The 15,837-nt window shown below is 72.9% G+C and carries 5 protein-coding genes and 1 pseudogene; 2 read left to right on the forward strand and 4 right to left on the reverse strand.

Annotated features, from left to right (window positions below; genetic code table 11):
- Positions 1-78 precede the first annotated feature (78 nt).
- Together IF28_RS0134785 and IF28_RS0134790 are read left to right on the forward strand one after the other, a co-directional pair.
- On the forward strand, positions 79-687 hold the full coding sequence (locus IF28_RS0134785) for a TIGR00730 family Rossman fold protein (protein WP_051713987.1): 609 nt from the start codon (positions 79-81) through the stop codon (positions 685-687).
- Between the two features lie 90 nt (positions 688-777).
- The gene (locus IF28_RS0134790; protein ID WP_051713988.1) at positions 778-1,560 is read left to right on the forward strand and encodes a thioesterase II family protein; all 783 of its coding nucleotides are present in this window, start codon (positions 778-780) and stop codon (positions 1,558-1,560) included.
- Positions 1,561-1,629: 69 nt separating this feature from the next.
- Here IF28_RS0134790 and IF28_RS0134795 read toward each other — a convergent pair whose 3' ends face one another.
- The 4 genes and pseudogenes from IF28_RS0134795 to IF28_RS0134810 form a co-directional block, all read right to left on the reverse strand.
- On the reverse strand, positions 1,630-2,823 hold the full coding sequence (locus IF28_RS0134795) for a Zn-dependent hydrolase (protein ID WP_051713989.1): 1,194 nt from the start codon (positions 2,821-2,823) through the stop codon (positions 1,630-1,632).
- A 161-nt stretch (positions 2,824-2,984) separates the two neighbouring features.
- Entirely contained in the window at positions 2,985-5,018 is a 2,034-nt protein-coding gene (locus IF28_RS40315; protein WP_158713742.1) for an alpha-hydroxy-acid oxidizing protein, read from the reverse strand.
- A gap of 1 nt (position 5,019) precedes the next feature.
- Positions 5,020-11,502, reverse strand: a pseudogene (locus IF28_RS0134805) (type I polyketide synthase); the annotation flags it as partial.
- Between the two features lie 132 nt (positions 11,503-11,634).
- Positions 11,635-15,837 (reverse strand): type I polyketide synthase (locus tag IF28_RS0134810; RefSeq protein ID WP_158713743.1); only part of this gene is annotated, 4,203 nt, incomplete at its 5' end.

Below are 15,837 nucleotides of genomic sequence, written 5' to 3' on the forward strand. Positions count from 1 at the left end.
GCCGCAGCCGAATCCGGCATCCGGACGACCGTCTCGACACAGGCGTCCAACCACTCTTCGACAATCAGGAGGTCCTGGATGGCAGGCGACAGGGAACCCGGCACGGTCACTGAACACGGCGGCGGCCTGGCGGTAGCGGTCTTCTGCGGCGCTCGGACCGGCCACCTGCCGCGCGTGATCGAGTACGCCCAGGACGTCGGTGCTCTCCTCGGCACCCGCGGGCACCGTCTGGTCTACGGCGCCGGCGGGGTCGGGGTCATGGGGGCGGTGGCACGCTCGGCGCGGCGCCACGGCGCCCCGGTCACCGGAGTGATACCCCGCTTTCTGCGGGAGCTGGAACGCGACGACATGGCCCCCGAGCAGGAACTGGTCGTCACCGAGGACATGTTCGAACGCAAGAAGGTCATGTTCGACATGGCCGACGCCTTCCTCGCCCTTCCCGGAGGCTACGGCACTCTGGACGAGGTCATCGAGGTCGTGTCCCTCAACTACCTCGGACGGAACCCCAGGCCCTTGGTCCTGCTGGGCGTCGACGACTTCTGGACGCCGCTGCTGAGCACCCTCACCGCAGTACAGGACTGCGGATACACACGCGATTCCACTCCGGCACCGTTCGAGATCGCAGACGATCCGGCCGCGGCCATCGCGGCCGTGGAGAAGATGTCCGGACTGTACGGCCGGCAGTAGCCGGGCCGCAGGGCCGGCGGAGCGGGCGGCGCCGACGGCATACGCGGACAGGGGTGTGTTTCCGAGGGAACAGAACGAGGTGAGCCCAGCATGAACGTCGCCGTACGACGGCAGGACCGCAGCGGTTGGATACGTCAGTACCACGAGCCCGCGGCCGGCGGACCGACCCTGGTGTGCTTCCCGCATGCCGGAGGGTCGGCCGCCTCGTACTTCCGGCTCTCGGCGGAACTGTCGCAGGCGGCGGAAGTACTGATCGTGCAGTACCCGGGCCGCCAGGACCGCATGGGTGAAGCCGCTGTCGAAGACGTCAGGGAACTGGCGGACCGGGTCTGCGAGGCCCTGATGCCATGGAGAGAAGGAGCGTTGGCGCTGTTCGGGCACAGTATGGGATCGGTCGTGGCGTACGAGACCGGACTGCGCCTGCAGCACGGACCAGTCGGCAGGTCACCCGTCGGACTCATCGCCTCCGGTCGGACCGCTCCGTCGGTCAGGCGGGACCGGGGCCTGCACCGCAGGGACGACGCGGGCATCATCGCCGAAATGGCCGAGCTGTCCGGGACGGACCCTGCCCTCCTGAACGACGCGGAGATGCTGGCCGTCGTGATCCCGCCCATGCGATCGGACTTCCGGGCGGTCGAGACGTACCAAAGCGACCCGGGTACGAGGCTCCGGTGCCCGATCACCGCCTACGGCGGGGACGCCGACCCGCACGTGTCACATGACGACCTCGTCCGGTGGGGTGAGCACACGGCGTCCGCGTTCACCACGCGTCTCTTCTCAGGCGGTCACTTCTATCTTCAGCAAGGGCTGTCCGACGTCGTGGCGGCGGTGAGGAAGGATCTCGACGGCTTCAGGGCGGGACACCTGGAATGAGGGCCCGCCCCGGCAGGGAACGAATCGACACCATCCTGCCTGCGGAGCGCGCCGCCCGGACCGTGCGGGTCACACCCTCGCGCTCGGGGCGGCCCCCGCGCCTCCCGGGGAGCCGGACACCGTCCTGGCTTCGGCATGGGCGATCACGGTATCGAGCAGGACCTGAGCACCCTGCACCAGCAGGTGCTCGGGCGTGTACTCGCGTGGGGAGTGGCTCACGCCCCGGGCACTGGGCACGAAGACCATGCCGGTCGGGACGTGCGCGCTCATCACTCCGGCGTCGTGGCCCGCATAGCTGTACAGGCGGCCGGCGGCACGCCCCGTGCCGAGCGTCACCTTCTCCAGCAGTGCGCGCATGCCGTCGTCGAAGTCGACCACCGGTTTGTGCGAGAGCAGGCGGTGCTCCACCGTGCACCCCTCCTCCTGGGCGATCGTTCTCGCCCGCTCCAGGATCACGTCGGCGCACCGTGTGAGCGACTCCTCGTGCGGCGCCCGGATCTCGAGCACCATCTGTGCCGCGCCCGGGACCACATTGGGGGCGCCCGGATCCAGTGTCAGCGTTCCGATGTTCCCGACGACGGTGTCGTGGACCGAGCGGAGCAGCTCCTGGGTGACGGCCGCTGTACGCACGAGAGCCCGGCCGGCGTCCTTACGGAGTGGAAACGGAGTGGTCCCGGCGTGATTGGGTTCGCCCACCACACGGATCAGATGCCGGTCGACACCGACGATGCCCTCGACCACACACAGCTCCTGGCCGGCTTCCTCCATGCGCGGGCCTTGCTCGATGTGCAGCTCGATGTAGGAGTCGATCAGGGCCAGCCGAGGGCTCCGGCACAGAGCGGTGGAGCCGACCATGCCGCCGGAGGACTCGGGCCGGGCGCCCTCCTCGTCCCAGAAGCTCACGATCTCCAGGCATCGGGCGGCATGGTGGCCGTGTTCGTGGAGGGTCGTCAGCACCTCCATGGCGGCCATGACCCCGTAGGCTCCGTCCAGCCGGCCGCCGGCGGGCACGGTGTCGGTGTGCGAGCCGAGAAGGAGCCTGCTGTCGCCGACTCCGGGCGCGTGACCGAAGACATTGCCGACCTCGTCGGTCCAGGACTCCAGCCCCTGCGCCTGCAGGTGCTCCGCCATCCAGCGCCGGGACTGCAGATCCGCTGCCGAACCGGCCAGGCGGTCCACGCCCCGATCGGGGCGGCCCCCGAACGTGGACAGGCGATCGAGGCTGTCCAGGAGGCGCTTGCCGGATATTCTCAGCTTGTTCACGATGTTCGGCCTTTCTGTCCACTCTTGCGGGACCGGCGACCAGCGGAGGCGCATCCGTCCCCCGATGCGTGAGCCGAGTCTCCGGAGCCGGCTATCGGTCGCGTATCGAGAGGCGATCGTCGCCGCACCGCACGGGGCCGGGGCAGGTCCTGCGGTGCTCCTCAGGGACGGTGCGCACCGGGGTCTCCCGGCGGGCCGACGAGTTCCGCGGTGACGTCGGCCACGCAGGCGCAGCCCGCCAGTGCCAGGGCCAGGTCGAGATCCGCCAGCAGGCAGCGCAGCACATGCTCGACCCCGTGCTGTCCACCGAGGGCGAGTCCGTAGACGTACGGCCTGCCGAGCAGGACCGCGTCCGCTCCCAGTGCGAGCGCCTTGAGTACGTCGGAGCCGGTCCGGACCCCGGAGTCGAGCAGTACCGGAGTGGCGTCGCCCACTGCGGCGCGTACCGCCGGCAGCGCGTCCAGACTGGCCACACTGCCGTCGAGTTGGCGTCCGCCGTGATTGGAGACCACCACGCCGTCCGCTCCGTACTCCAGTGCCAGCCGGGCGTCGTCGGGGTGCAGCACGCCCTTGACCAGCACGGGCAGCTCGGTGAATCGGCGGAGCCACGCCAGGTCGTCCCAGGTGAGTGCCGGGTCGGTGGCGGTGCCCGCCCAGTGCGCGAGGACCGCGAGGCGGTCGGCGTCCGCGGGCAGAGTCGCGCGGAAGGCGGGGTCGTCCGTGTAGTTGGAGATGCCGATGCCCTGAAGGAACGGTGAATGGGCGGCGTCCAGGTCCGCCGGGCGGTAGCCGAAGCTCGGGGCGTCGACGGTGACGACCAGCGCCGTGTAGCCGCTCGCTTCCGCCCGGCGTACCAGGGACTCCGCCACGGGTCGTTCCGTGGGCAGGTACAGCTGGAACCATCGCTGCTCGGGACCCGCCGCCGCGGCGACCTCCTCCAGCGTCCGGGAGGCGAAGGAGGACAGGATGAACGGCAGGCCCACCGCCGCGGCGCCGCGGACGGTGTCGAGTTCGCCCTGGGGGTGAACCGCCCCCTGGGCGGCCACCGGGGCGAGCAGCACCGGCGACGGCAGACGCCGGCCGAGCAGGCACACCGACATGTCGCGCCGGGCGGTGCCGCGCATCATCCGTGGCACCAGCCGCAGCCGGTCGAATGCCTCGCGGTTGTTGCGGGCACTGACGCCGGTGCCCGCACTGCCCGAGACGTAGCCGAAGGCGTTCGGCTCCAGCACTTCGCGTGCCGCGTCCTCCAGCCGGGTCAAGTCGGTGGAGAGCGGCGGACGGCTGCCCCGCAGGCCGGCCAGGAGTATTTCCTTGATCAAGTCGGCGGGAGCGGCGGACGCCGCCGGCCGTACGCCGGCGGCGCCCTTCCCGTCGTCCTGGGCGTCCCCCGGGTCCTGGGGAGGCAGGGCTTCCTCGCGGATGTACCGGGTGAGGAGCGGTACGGCGGGGGACGCCGCACCGGTCAGGGAGAAGTGGCCGCCGGGCAGCCGCTCGAGCCCGCACCCGGCGGTACTGTGCCGTGCCCAGTCCCGTACCTGGGATGCCGAATTCTTGGGATCCCCCTCGGCCAGGAGCACCGTGACCGGGATCGGCAGAACGGCGTCGGCCGGGGCGCGGTAGCGGCGCAGCGCCCGGTGGTCGCCGCGCAGGACCCTCACCAGTTCGCCGACCGTCTCCGGATCGTCGAGGAGCGGTTCGGGCACGCCGCCCAGTCGCCGCACCCCCGTGACGACCTCGCTGTCGGTGAGCCCGTCCAAGTCGGGTTCCTGCCAGTCGTGGGAGGGCGGCCGGGCGGCCGAGACGAACAGCCGCGCGACGGCGTCCCGTTTCGCCAGCAGGCGGGCCGTCTCGAAGGCGACCAGAGCGCCCATGCTGTGGCCGAGGAGGAACAGCCGTCGGCCGGTGTACGCGACCAGTTCCGCCGCGGCCCCCTCGGCGAGCTCCGCGACGTTCTCGGCGCACGGCTCGGCGCGCCGGTCCTGCCGGCCGGGGTACTGGACGGCGAGCAGCCCGATGTCCTCGGGCAGCGCCGCGGCCACCGCGGAGAAGGCGTTCGCGCCGCCGCCGGCGTGCGGAAAGCACACCAGGAGCGCGGAGCCGGGCCCGGCCTCCCGGAAGGTGCGCAGCCACCGGGAGGGTGGGGCTGACGCCGAGGCCTGGGGCTCCGTCTGTGTCATATCGGTCGTCGGCACGCTACGCGCCCTCCGTCGTCGGGTTCAGCTGGGTCAGCAGGGTGTGCAACCGCTCGCTCGCCGCCGCGCGCTGGGCGTCGCTGAGCGGAAGGCCGGCCACGCGCGCCTCGATCCGGGAGATGCCGTCGAACACCTCGAGGGCGGCATCCGCGCCGCCTGCGTCGTCGCCATCGACGTCCGGCAGTTGTTCTCGCAGGTGGACGACCAGATCGGCCGGCGTCGGAAAGTCGAAGACGAAGGTGGCGGGCAGCCTGATTCCGGTGGCGGCGGCAAGCCGGTTGCGCAGCTCCACGGTGGTGAGCGAGTCGAAGCCCGCCTCGTCGAAGGTGCGGTCGGGCTCGACGGCCGAGGCCGAGGCATGACCGAGCACCGATGCGATCTCATGGAGCACGGTATTCAGCAGGTGATCGCCGCCGTCCGCCGGGGCGCCCGCCGGGCCGTCGGCCACGGTGGCCGTCACGCCGACGGCGGGGCCGGCGGCGCGCGGGGAGGCGCCGCCGAGCAGGCCCTCCAGCAGCGGAGGCACAGTGCCGTCGGCGGTGCGCCGCGCACGCAGGCCCTCGACGTCCCACCGCCCGGCCACGGCCACCGGCCTGTTGCGGCGGAGCCCGGCGTCCAGCAGCTCCAGGCCCTGCCCGGCGTCCAGCGGCACCACTCCGCCGCGAGCCATCCTGGCGAGGTCCGCGTCGCTCAGCGAGGCGCCCATGCCGCCCTCCCCCCGCCACAGGCCCCATACCAGTGAGATGCCGGGACGTCCCAGCGAACGCCGGTGCTCCGTCAGGCCGTCGAGGAACGCGTTGCCGGCCGCATAAGCGCCCTGCCCGGGAGACCCGAGCGTGCCGGCGAGCGACGAGCAGACGACGAACACGGAGAGGTCGAGGTCCTCGGTGAGTTCGTGGAGATTGAGGGTCGCGTCGATCTTGGGGCGCAGTACCCGGTCGAGCCGGTCCGGCGCCAGGGAGCCGAGGAGCCCGTCGTCCAGGACCCCCGCCGCGTGGACGACGCCGCCGATCCGCACCCCGTCCCCGGCGAGTTCGGCGAGGGCGGCCGTCAACGCGTCGCGGTCGGCCGCGTCGCAGGCCACCGTATGGACCCGCGCCCCGGTCTCACGCAGCGCGACCAGGTCCCGCACCGCGTCCTCGCCGGGCGCGCCGCGGCCCATCAGCACGAGCTCGCGCACGTCGTGCCGGTCCACCAGGTGCCGGGCGACGAGCCGGCCCAGCCATCCGAGGCCGCCGGTGACGAGGACGGCCCGGGAGGTGTCCCACGGACCGTCCTCGTCGGGGAACTCCAGTACGACCTTGCCGATGTGCCGGGCCTCGCTCAGGTACCGGAACGCGTTCGGCGCGTCGCGGATGTCCCACGTCGACACCCGGGGCGGGGTGAGCGCGCCCTGTCCGAAGAGCTCCTGGAGGACGGTGAGGATATCGTGGATGCGGTCGGGGCCGGGATCGCGCACGTCGTAGGCGAGGTATGCGACGCCCGGGTGCTGCCCGGCCACGCTCTCGCGGTCACGCCGGTCGGTCTTGCCCATTTCCAGGAACCGGCCGCCGCGCGGAAGCAGACGCAGCGACGCGTCGGTGAACTCTCCCGCCAGGGAGTTGAGCACCACGTCGACCCCCCTGCCCCCGGTGGCGTCCAGCAGGCGCCGCTCGAATCCCAGGTCACGGGAAGAGGCGATGTGCTCTTCGGGCAGTCCCGCGGCGCGCAGCGCGTCCCATTTGGCCGGTCCGGCGGTGGCGTACGTCCGCGCGCCGAGATGCCGGCCGATCTGGAGTGCGGCGGTGCCCACACCTCCGGTGCCGGCGTGCACGAGCAGCGACTCGCCCGCGCGCAGCCCCGCGAGGTCCACCAGGCCGTAATAGGCGGTGAGATAGGCCACCGGGACGGCTGCCGCCTGACGGAAGGACCAGCCGTCGGGGAACCGGCAGACCAGCCGGTGGTCGGTCACCGCGACCGGACCGATGCCGTGGAACAGCCCGGTGACCCGGTCGCCGGGGCGCAGGGCGGTGACACCCGGGCCGGTCTCCAGGACGACCCCGGCACCCTCGCCGCCCTGTCCCGGTCCGGCCGCGGTCCCGTCCACGGAGGCGGGGACCACGCCCAGCGACAGGAGAACGTCACGGAAGTTCAGGCCCGCGGCGCGCATCCGCACCCGGATCTGACCCTCGGTGAGCGGGGCGTCCGCCTCGGGCCAGGGCCTCAGGGACAGATGGGCGAAGGTCTCCTTGCCGACGTAGTCGAGGTGCCAGTGCGGGCTGCCGGCCGGCGGGCGCAGCGCCGTGTCCGGCTCCGACGCAGTGAGGACCGGCCGATGGGCGACGCCGCCACGCACGGCGAGTTGTGGCTGGGAGGAGGCGAGCACCGCGGCCAGGACGCGCCGGGAGCCGGGCGTGCCGTCCTCGTCCAGCAGCAGGAATCGGTTCGGGTGCTCGGCCTGCGCCGAGCGCATCAGGCCCCAGACGGCACGGTGGGCGAGTGCGGTCGTGTGCTGCTCGCCCCCGACGGTCACGGCGTCGCGGGTGAGCACCGCGACGCGGGTTTCGGCCAGCCGGTCGTCGGCGAGCACCGCCTGCACGGCGGCCAGTACGTGGCGCACGGCCGCGTGGACGCCATCGGCATCCGCACGGCTGCCGGGCGCCGCGGTCGGACAGGGCACCAGGAGAAGGGCCGGGGCGGGCTCGTCCACGGCGGTGAGTGCGGCGATGTCGTGGTGCACCTGCGGGGTGTCGCGGAGTGCGTCAGTGCTGAGCGCCGACGCGAGGTCGACGGCGGGGCACGGTTCGGCCCCGACGAGGGCCGTCGGCGGTGCGAGCACCGCCCAGCGGCTCGTGTCCGGCGCGACGGCCGTGCCGGACAGCGGTTCCCACGAGGGAAGCAGCAGGCCGTCGCGGCCACCGGCCCCGGCGTCCGCCGTGAACGGGCGCACCGTCAACGAGTCGACCGACATGACCAGCTCGCCCGAGGTGTCCGTCGCGGTGATGCTCACCGCGTTCGGGCCCGCCGGGGCGAGCCTGACGCGCAGCTTCGCGTCGGCCCGCGCGAGCACGCGAACCCCGGACCACGAGTACGGCAGCCAGGTCCCGTCGTCCGCTTCGCCGTCGGTCAGGCCGCCGAGAGCGATCGGGTGCAGGGCCGCGTCGAACAGGACCGGGTGCACGGCGAAACCGTCGTGGCCGGGCTGCCGTTCCGCGGACAGCGCCACCTCGGCGAAGACCTCCCGGCCGCGCCGCCACATCGCCTGAACGCCGCGGAAGGCGGGGCCGTATTCCAGGCCCTGCCCGGCCAGCCGGTCATAGAAGCGGGCCGTGGGCACACCGACGGGTTCGGCGCCGGGCGGCGGCCACTCCTCCGGGCCGGCCGTCAGGCACGTGGCGGCCCCGGCCGCCTCGCCCGTCACGGTGCCGTGGGCGTGCGTCGTCCAGGTTCCCGGCCGGCCGGCGCCCCCTGGCCGGGAGCGCACGGTGACGTCCCTCCGGCCGGATTCCGCGTCGGCCGCGAGGAACACCTGCAGCTGGATCTCCACATCGTCCGGTACGACGAGCGGGGCCCGCAGGACGAGTTCTTCCACCACCTCCAGGCCCGCCTCGCCGGCAGCACGCAGCGCAAGGTCGAGCAGTACGGTGCCGGGCACCAGAACCTCGCCCGCCACCCGGTGGCCGGCCAGCCACGGATGCGCCCCGAGGGAGAGGCGTCCTCTCAACAAGCGTGACCCGTCGGGTAGTTCGTCGACACCGTCGAGTATGGGGTGATCCACGGCGGTGAGCTTGTCGGAGTGCGCGGCACCGACGCCCGGTGAGCCTTCCAGCCAGTAGGGGCGGCGCTGGAAGGCGTACGTCGGCAACTCGACACGGCAGGCGTCCTGGCCGGCGAAGACCGAGGCCCAGTCGACGGCCCCGCCGCAGGCGTGCAGCCGGGAGAGAGCGGCCAACGCGGCGTCCGGCTCCGGAGTCCGCCGCCGGAGAACCGGTATCAGTGCGTACCCGGCCCCTGCGGAGTCGGCTCCGTCCTCGGTGAGGGATTCGGCGGCGATCGACACGAGGTCGCCGGACGGGCCGAGCTCCAGCAGCCGCGTGCAGCCGAGCTCCGTGAGGCAGTCGAGGCCGTCCGCGAAGCGAACCGTATGACGCGCGTGGCGTACCCAGTACTCGGGATCGGCCAGTACGGCCACGTCCTCGGCGCGCCCGGTCAGGTCCGAGACGACGGTGATCCGCGGCTCCCGGAAGTCCAGGCGCGAGGCGACAGCCCGGATCTCATCCAGGGCGGGTTCCATCAGGGGCGAGTGGAAGCCGTGGCTGACGCGCAGCCGGGTGGCCTTGCCGCCGGCTGCCTCGAAGGCCGTGACGGCGGCTTCGAGGGCGTCGCGGTCGCCCGAGAGTACCGTGGCGGCCGGGCCGTTGACGGCCGCCAGGGAGATCCGCTCCTCCAGTCCGGCCAGCAGGGCGGTCGCCTCCTGCTCGGAGGCACGCAGCGCCACCATCGCTCCGCCCGACGGCAGCCGCTGCATGACGCGGCCCCGTACGGCGGCGAGTTCGGCGGCATCCTCGAGTGAGAGCACCCCCGCGGCGTGCACGGCGGCGAGTGCTCCCACGGAGTGGCCGAGGACGGCGTCCGGCCGCACGCCCCAGGACGTCAACAGCCGGTACAGGGCGACTTCGAAGGCGAAGAGCGCCGGCTGGGTGTACTCGGTGCGATGCAGCGGGCCGGCACCGGGGGAGTCCTCCGCTGCGAAGAGCACGTCTCGCAGTGGGCGTTCCAGATGTGGGTCCACGGCGGCGCAGACGTCGTCGAAGGCCGCCGCGTAGGCGGGGAACGTCCGGTACAGCGTCCGGCCCATGCCGGCCCGCTGGGACCCCTGCCCGGCGAAGAGGAACGCGGTCCTGCCCGCGGCGGCGCGGCCGCGGATCACGTCCGGTGCCGGGGTGCCGACGGCCACTTCCCGCAGCCGGCGGAGGAGATCGTCCCGGTCCGTGGCGAGCAGCACCGCGCGATGGGGCAGACCGCTGCGGCCGGTTGCCAGCGAGTAGCCGACGTCGAGCAGGCTCCCGGCCTCTGACCCGGGGTCCGCGCCGGAGGCGAGGTGCGCGTGCAGGCGCCGGGCCTGCGCGCGCAGCGCGGCCTCGTCGGCCGCGGAGAGCGGGCAGGGCACGGTGGGCAGCGGCGGCGCCTCCCGCTCGCGCCGCTGCCGCGGCTCCGGTGCCTGCTCCAGGATGACATGGGCGTTGGTGCCGCTGATGCCGAAGGAGGAGACGGCGGCCCGTCGCGGACGGTCGCGTTCGGGCCAGGGGATCGACTTGTTGAGGAGCGCCAGCGTGCCGGCGGACCAGGCGACATGCTCGGTGGGCACGTCCGCGTGCAGCGTCTTGGGCAGGACACCGTGCTGCAGGGCCATCGTCATCTTGATGACGCCACCGACGCCGGCAGCTGCCTGGGTGTGCCCGAGATTCGATTTGAGGGAACCCAGATACAGGGGCTGGTCCGCGGTGCGTGCGCTGCCGTAGGCGGCCTGCAGCGCGTGGGCTTCGATCGGGTCACCGAGGGGCGTGCCGGTGCCGTGCGCCTCCACCGCGTCCACCTCGGCCGGGGACAGGCCCGCGCTGGAGAGTGCCTGCCGGACGACCCGCTCCTGCGCCGGCCCGTTCGGCGCGGTGAGTCCGTTGCTGGCGCCGTCCTGGTTGACGGCGGAGCCCCGCACCACGGCCAGTACCGGGTGGCCGTTGCGCCGTGCGTCGGAGAGCCGCTCGACGAGCAGCAGTCCCACGCCCTCGGACCATCCGGTACCGTCGGCCGAGGCGGAGAACGCCTTGCAGCGGCCGTCCGGGGCCAGGCCGCGTTGCCTGCTGAACTCGACGAACGGCGTCGGTGTGGCCATCACCGTCGCGCCGCCCGCCAGGGCCAGGGAGCATTCACCGCGGCGCAGCGCGGCGCAGGCCAGGTGCAGAGTCACCAGCGAGGAGGAACACGCCGTGTCCACGGTGATGGCCGGTCCCTCGAACCCGAAGGTGTAGGCGATGCGCCCGGAAGCCACGCTGCCCGCGCTGCCGATGCTCAGATACCCCTCGTACTCCTCCGCGGAAGGGGAGATCCGGGTCATGTAGTCGCCGTACATGGTGCCCACGAAGACGCCGGTGGGCGTGCCGCGCAGCGACGCTGGGTCGATACCCGCACGTTCGACCGCCTCCCACGAGGTTTCGAGCAGGAGCCGCTGCTGCGGGTCGATCGCCCGTGCCTCGCGGGGCGGGATGCCGAAGAACTCGGCGTCGAACTCCCGTGCGTCGTAGAGGAATCCGCCTTCCCTGGTGTACGACGTGTGCGGGGTGCCGGGATCCGGGTCGTACAGCCTTTCCAGGTCCCAGCCCCGGTCGGCGGGGAACGGGCCGACCGCGTCCACCTCGTCGGTGACCAGCTGCCACAGCTCCTGCGGGGACGTGATGCCGCCGGGATAGCGGCATGCCATCGCGACGATCGCGATCGGTTCGGTCTCACGCTCGGTGAGGCGGTTGTTGAGGGCCTGGAGCCGCTCCTTCTCCTTGAGCGCGGCCCGCAGTGCGTCGACGACTTGCTGTGGTGCGGTGGACGCCATCGAACTCTCCATACGTTCCCCCGTAGAGGGTGGTCATGACTTGCTGTCGCCGAGTGCCAGGCGCACCAGGTCGTCGGTGTTCATCGTGTCCAGGGCACCGCCGCCGAGCGGAAGGCCGTCCACCGGATCCCCGTCGGTCGCCCCTTCGTCACCCGGCGTCGTGGATTCGGGCAGAAGGTCGGCCTGAAGCCGGTTGACGAGCGCGTCCGGTGTGGGGTGGTCGAAGATCAGGGTGGGAGGCAGTGTGACCCCGGTGGTGACGCTCAGCCGGTTCCGCAGCTCGACCGCCATCAGCGAGTCGAAGCCCAGGTCCTGGAACCGGCGGTCGGTCGTCACCTGCTCCGCGCCGGTGTGTCCCAGAACCGCGGCCACCTCGGCCCGTACCGTCTCGAGGAGGAGGTGACCGCGCTCGTGCCGCGGTGCCCGGTTCAGCCGGCTCCGCAGGCCGGTGGCGGGCGTCGCGTCCCGCCCGGAGGCCGGGGCCGCGGGCGGCACGGCGTACGGGACCAGGGCGCGCAGCAGGGCCGGGGCCGTCCCCGGATCCAGGGCGGACAGGTCGAGGCGGGCGGCTGCGAGGGCCGGGGCGCCGGTGGCGACGGCCGTGTCGAACAGCGTCAGTCCCTCCGCGGCGGACATGGCGGCGACGCCGGAGCGGGCCATCCGGAGCCGGTCCGTCTCGCCCAGGCCGTCGGTCATCGTGCTCTGGTCCGCCCACAGGCCCCAGGCGATGGAGAGCGCGGGTAGTCCCTCGGCGTGCCGCAGTCGGGCGATGCCGTCCAGAACGGCGTTGGCCGCCGCGTAGTTGGCCTGTCCGGCGGAACCCAGCACGCCGGCGAGCGAGGAGAACATCACGAACGCCGACAGGTTCAGGTTCGCGGTGAGGTCGTGGAGGTGCACGGCCGCCCCGGCCTTGGGCAGCAGCACCTGGTCGAGGCGGTCCGGGTCGAGCCGTTCGACGACCGCGTCGTCCAGAACACCCGCCGCGTGCACCACACCGGTGAGCGGGTGCTCTTCGGGTACGGCGGCGAGCACCTCGGCGAGGGCGGCGCGGTCGGCGATGTCACACGCGGCCACGGTCACCGTCACCTGCGGTGCCAGCACGGCCAGTTCGTCCAGGAAGGCGCCGGCGCCCGGGGTGGCCGCGCCGCGCCGGCCGGTCAGCAACAGCCGCCGTACGCCGTACCGTTCCACCAGGTGCAGGGCCACCAGGCGGCCCAGGGTGCCGAATCCGCCGGTGATCAGCACGTGGCTGTGACGGTCGAAGAGGTTCCCGCGTCCTTCGTCGTCCGCTACGGCCCGGTACGGCCGTAGCGCCGGTACCGACATACGGCCCGCACGGATCGCGAGTTGGGGCTCGTCCGAGGCCAGGGCCGCGACGAGGCGGTCCACCGACTTCGGCAGGCCGTCGGTGTCGACCAGGACGAAGCGCCCAGGGTGCTCGGTCTGCGCCGACCGGATCAGCCCCCACACCGCGGCTCCGGCGGGGTCCGGGCGGACGTCGCCGCTGCCGGTCGCCACGGCACCGTCGGTGATCAGGACGAGCCGGGAGCCCGCGAGTCGCTCGTCGGCAAGCCATTGCTGGGCAAGATCCAGGACAGCGTGGCTCGCGAGGACCACGTCCATGGACGCGCCGGATGCGGTGAGCCGACCGGGCTCGGGGACGAGGACGACGGCCGGCGCGGGAACACCGTCGTCCAGGGCACGTCGCAGGCCGTCCAGGTCGGCGTGGTGCCGGACGTGAACGCCGGTGGCACGCACGGTTTCGGTCACTCCTGCGGTGTCGCGGCCCACGACGGCCCAGGGCCCCGCCGGGGTGCCCTCCGGAGTCTGCGGCGCGTCCCCCCACCGCAGGGCGAGCAGAGCGGCGCCGTCCGGTGTTCCGGCGACGGCCGGGAGGTCCCGGAGGGTGAGTGCGTCGACGGTGCACACCGGGGCACCGGTTCCGTCCGCGAGGCGCAGGGAATACGTGCCCGCGTCCCCGCGGCGCAGGAGAACACGCAACTCGGTGGCACCGGAGGTGTGCAGGGCGAGACCGCTCCAGGCGAACGGGACGACGAACCGGTCGCCCCCGTCGTCATCGATCGCGCAGAAGACGGTGTGCAGGGCCGCGTCCAGCGCGGCGGGGTGCAGCAGGAAGCGGTCCTCGTGGTCTCGAGCGGCCTTCGGCAACGCGACGTCCGCGTACAGGTCGCCACCATGGCGCCAGGCGGCACGCAACCCCTGGAATGCGGAGCCATAGGCGTAACCGCGCTCGGCCAGCCGGTGGTAGAGGCCGTCGACGGGTATCGCCGTCGCCTCCGGCGGCGGCCACACGGCCGGCCGGGCATCGTCGACGGGAGGCGCGGACACGCCCTTGTCCAGGACGCCCGAGGCGTGTCGCGTCCACTCCGTTCCGTCGGCTCCCGCGAGCCGCGCCCAGAGGGCGAAGGCGCGGGAGCCGTCGTCCTCCGGGGCGTTCACCCGGAGCTGGATGTCCATGGCCGTGTCGAGCGCCAGGGGCTGCTCCAGGGTCAGGTCGGCCACCCGGCTTGTGGCCGTCCGTCGTGCCGCGTTCAGGGCCAGCTCCGCGATGGCCGCGCCGGGCAGCAGCGGACGCCCCCGGACGACGTGCTCGGCCAGCCACGGCCGGGTCCGTGGATCGAGGCGTCCGGTGGCCAGCCACCCCAGGCCGCCGGCCACTTCGACGCCCTCGTCGAGCAGCGGGTGCGTACCGGTGCTCGCCGTGGGGACGGCCGCGGGCGTGGGGTTCACCCAGAAGCGCTTGCGCCGGTACGGGTAGGTGGGCAGGGACACCGTACGGCCGTCGGGGAGGAAGCCGCTCCAGTCGACGGTGGCACCGCCCGCACATGCCTCCGCGAGGCCTGCCACAAAGGTGCGTACCTCGTCGTGACCACGACGGATCAGCGATGTCGCGGCCACGGCACCCGCTCCCGCGCCCCGGGCGGCGGCGGTCGAGTGGACCAGGGGGGCCAGTACGGCGTCGGGACCGATTTCGAGGAACGTGGTCGTGCCGTTGGCGAAGAGGGAGTCGAGACCGTCGTGGAAGCGGACGGTCTCACGGAGCTGACGGACCCAGTAGCCGGGGTCGGTGAGCTGCTCAGTGGTGGCGAGCCGTCCCGTGAGGTTGGAGACGATCGGGATACGCGGGGGAGAGTAGGTGATGCTGCCGGCGACCCGGCGCATCTCTTCGAGGACGCCGTCCATGTGGGGAGAGTGGAAGGCGTGACTGACCCGCAGAAGTGTGGTGTGCCGCCCGACGTCTCGCCAACGGGACGCGACCTGTCGCACGGCGGGCTCGTCACCGGACACCACTACGGCGTCGGGGGCGTTGACAGCGGCGACGACGACCCGTCCGCTGTCGGGCCCCAGGGTGTCGAGCGTGGCGCGGACCTCCTCGACGGTGGCCCGGACGGCGGCCATCGCGCCGTGCGCCGGCGCGGCATGCATGAGACGGCCGCGGGCGGCGACGAGAACGCAGGCGTCGGGAAGAGTGAGTACGCCGGCGGCGTGGGCGGCGGCGAGCTCGCCGACGGAGTGGCCGAGAAGATGGTCGGGGACGAGGCCGTAGTGCTCGGTGAGCCGGAAGAGGGCGGTCTCCAGGGCGAAAAGGGCGGCCTGGGTGTAGCGCGTCTGGTCCAGCATGTCCTCGTGGCCGTCGTCACCGGCATCGAGGATGAGGTCCCTGAGCGGGATCTCGAGGTCCAGATGCGGGTCGAGCTCCGCGCAGACGGCATCGATCGCGGCGGCGAACACGGGCTGTGCCGCGTACAGACCGGCACCCATCCCGGGACGTTGGCTGCCTTGCCCGGTGAACAGGAACGCCACCCCACCGCGATGGGCAGCGCCCCTGGTCACCACGTTCGGCGCGTCCCGACCCGCGGCCAGTGCGGTCAGACCGCGGGCGAGTTCCTCGGGGCCGGAGGCCAGGACGACGGCGCGGTCCGGGAGCGTGGCCCGGCTGGCCGCCAGTGAACGGGCGATGTCGAGATGAGCGGGACCGAGGTCGCCCGCGTCCTCGGTGAGCTGCCGCAACTGCGCGGCTCGTGCCCGCAGACCCTCCGTCCCACGGGCGGAAAGCACCCAGGGCAGCACGCCGGGGACCGCGGGGACCCGGTCCTCACCGGAGTCCGGTACCGGGGGTTGTTCGAGGATGACGTGGGCGTTGGTGCCGCTGATGCCGAAGGAGGAGACGGCGGCGCGGCGTGGGTGGTCGGTGTGGGGCCAGGGTGTGGTGTG

Origin of the sequence: Streptomyces sp. NRRL WC-3626, from assembly GCF_000718785.1 — a bacterium.
Taxonomy (GTDB): Bacteria; Actinomycetota; Actinomycetes; order Streptomycetales; family Streptomycetaceae; genus Streptomyces; species Streptomyces edwardsiae.

Coding starts and splice junctions, on each gene's coding strand:
- IF28_RS0134790 (WP_051713988.1), top strand. CDS start 778: ATGAACGTCGCCGTACGACGGCAGGACCGCAGCGGTTGGATACGTCAG.
- IF28_RS0134785 (WP_051713987.1), top strand. CDS start 79: ATGGCAGGCGACAGGGAACCCGGCACGGTCACTGAACACGGCGGCGGC.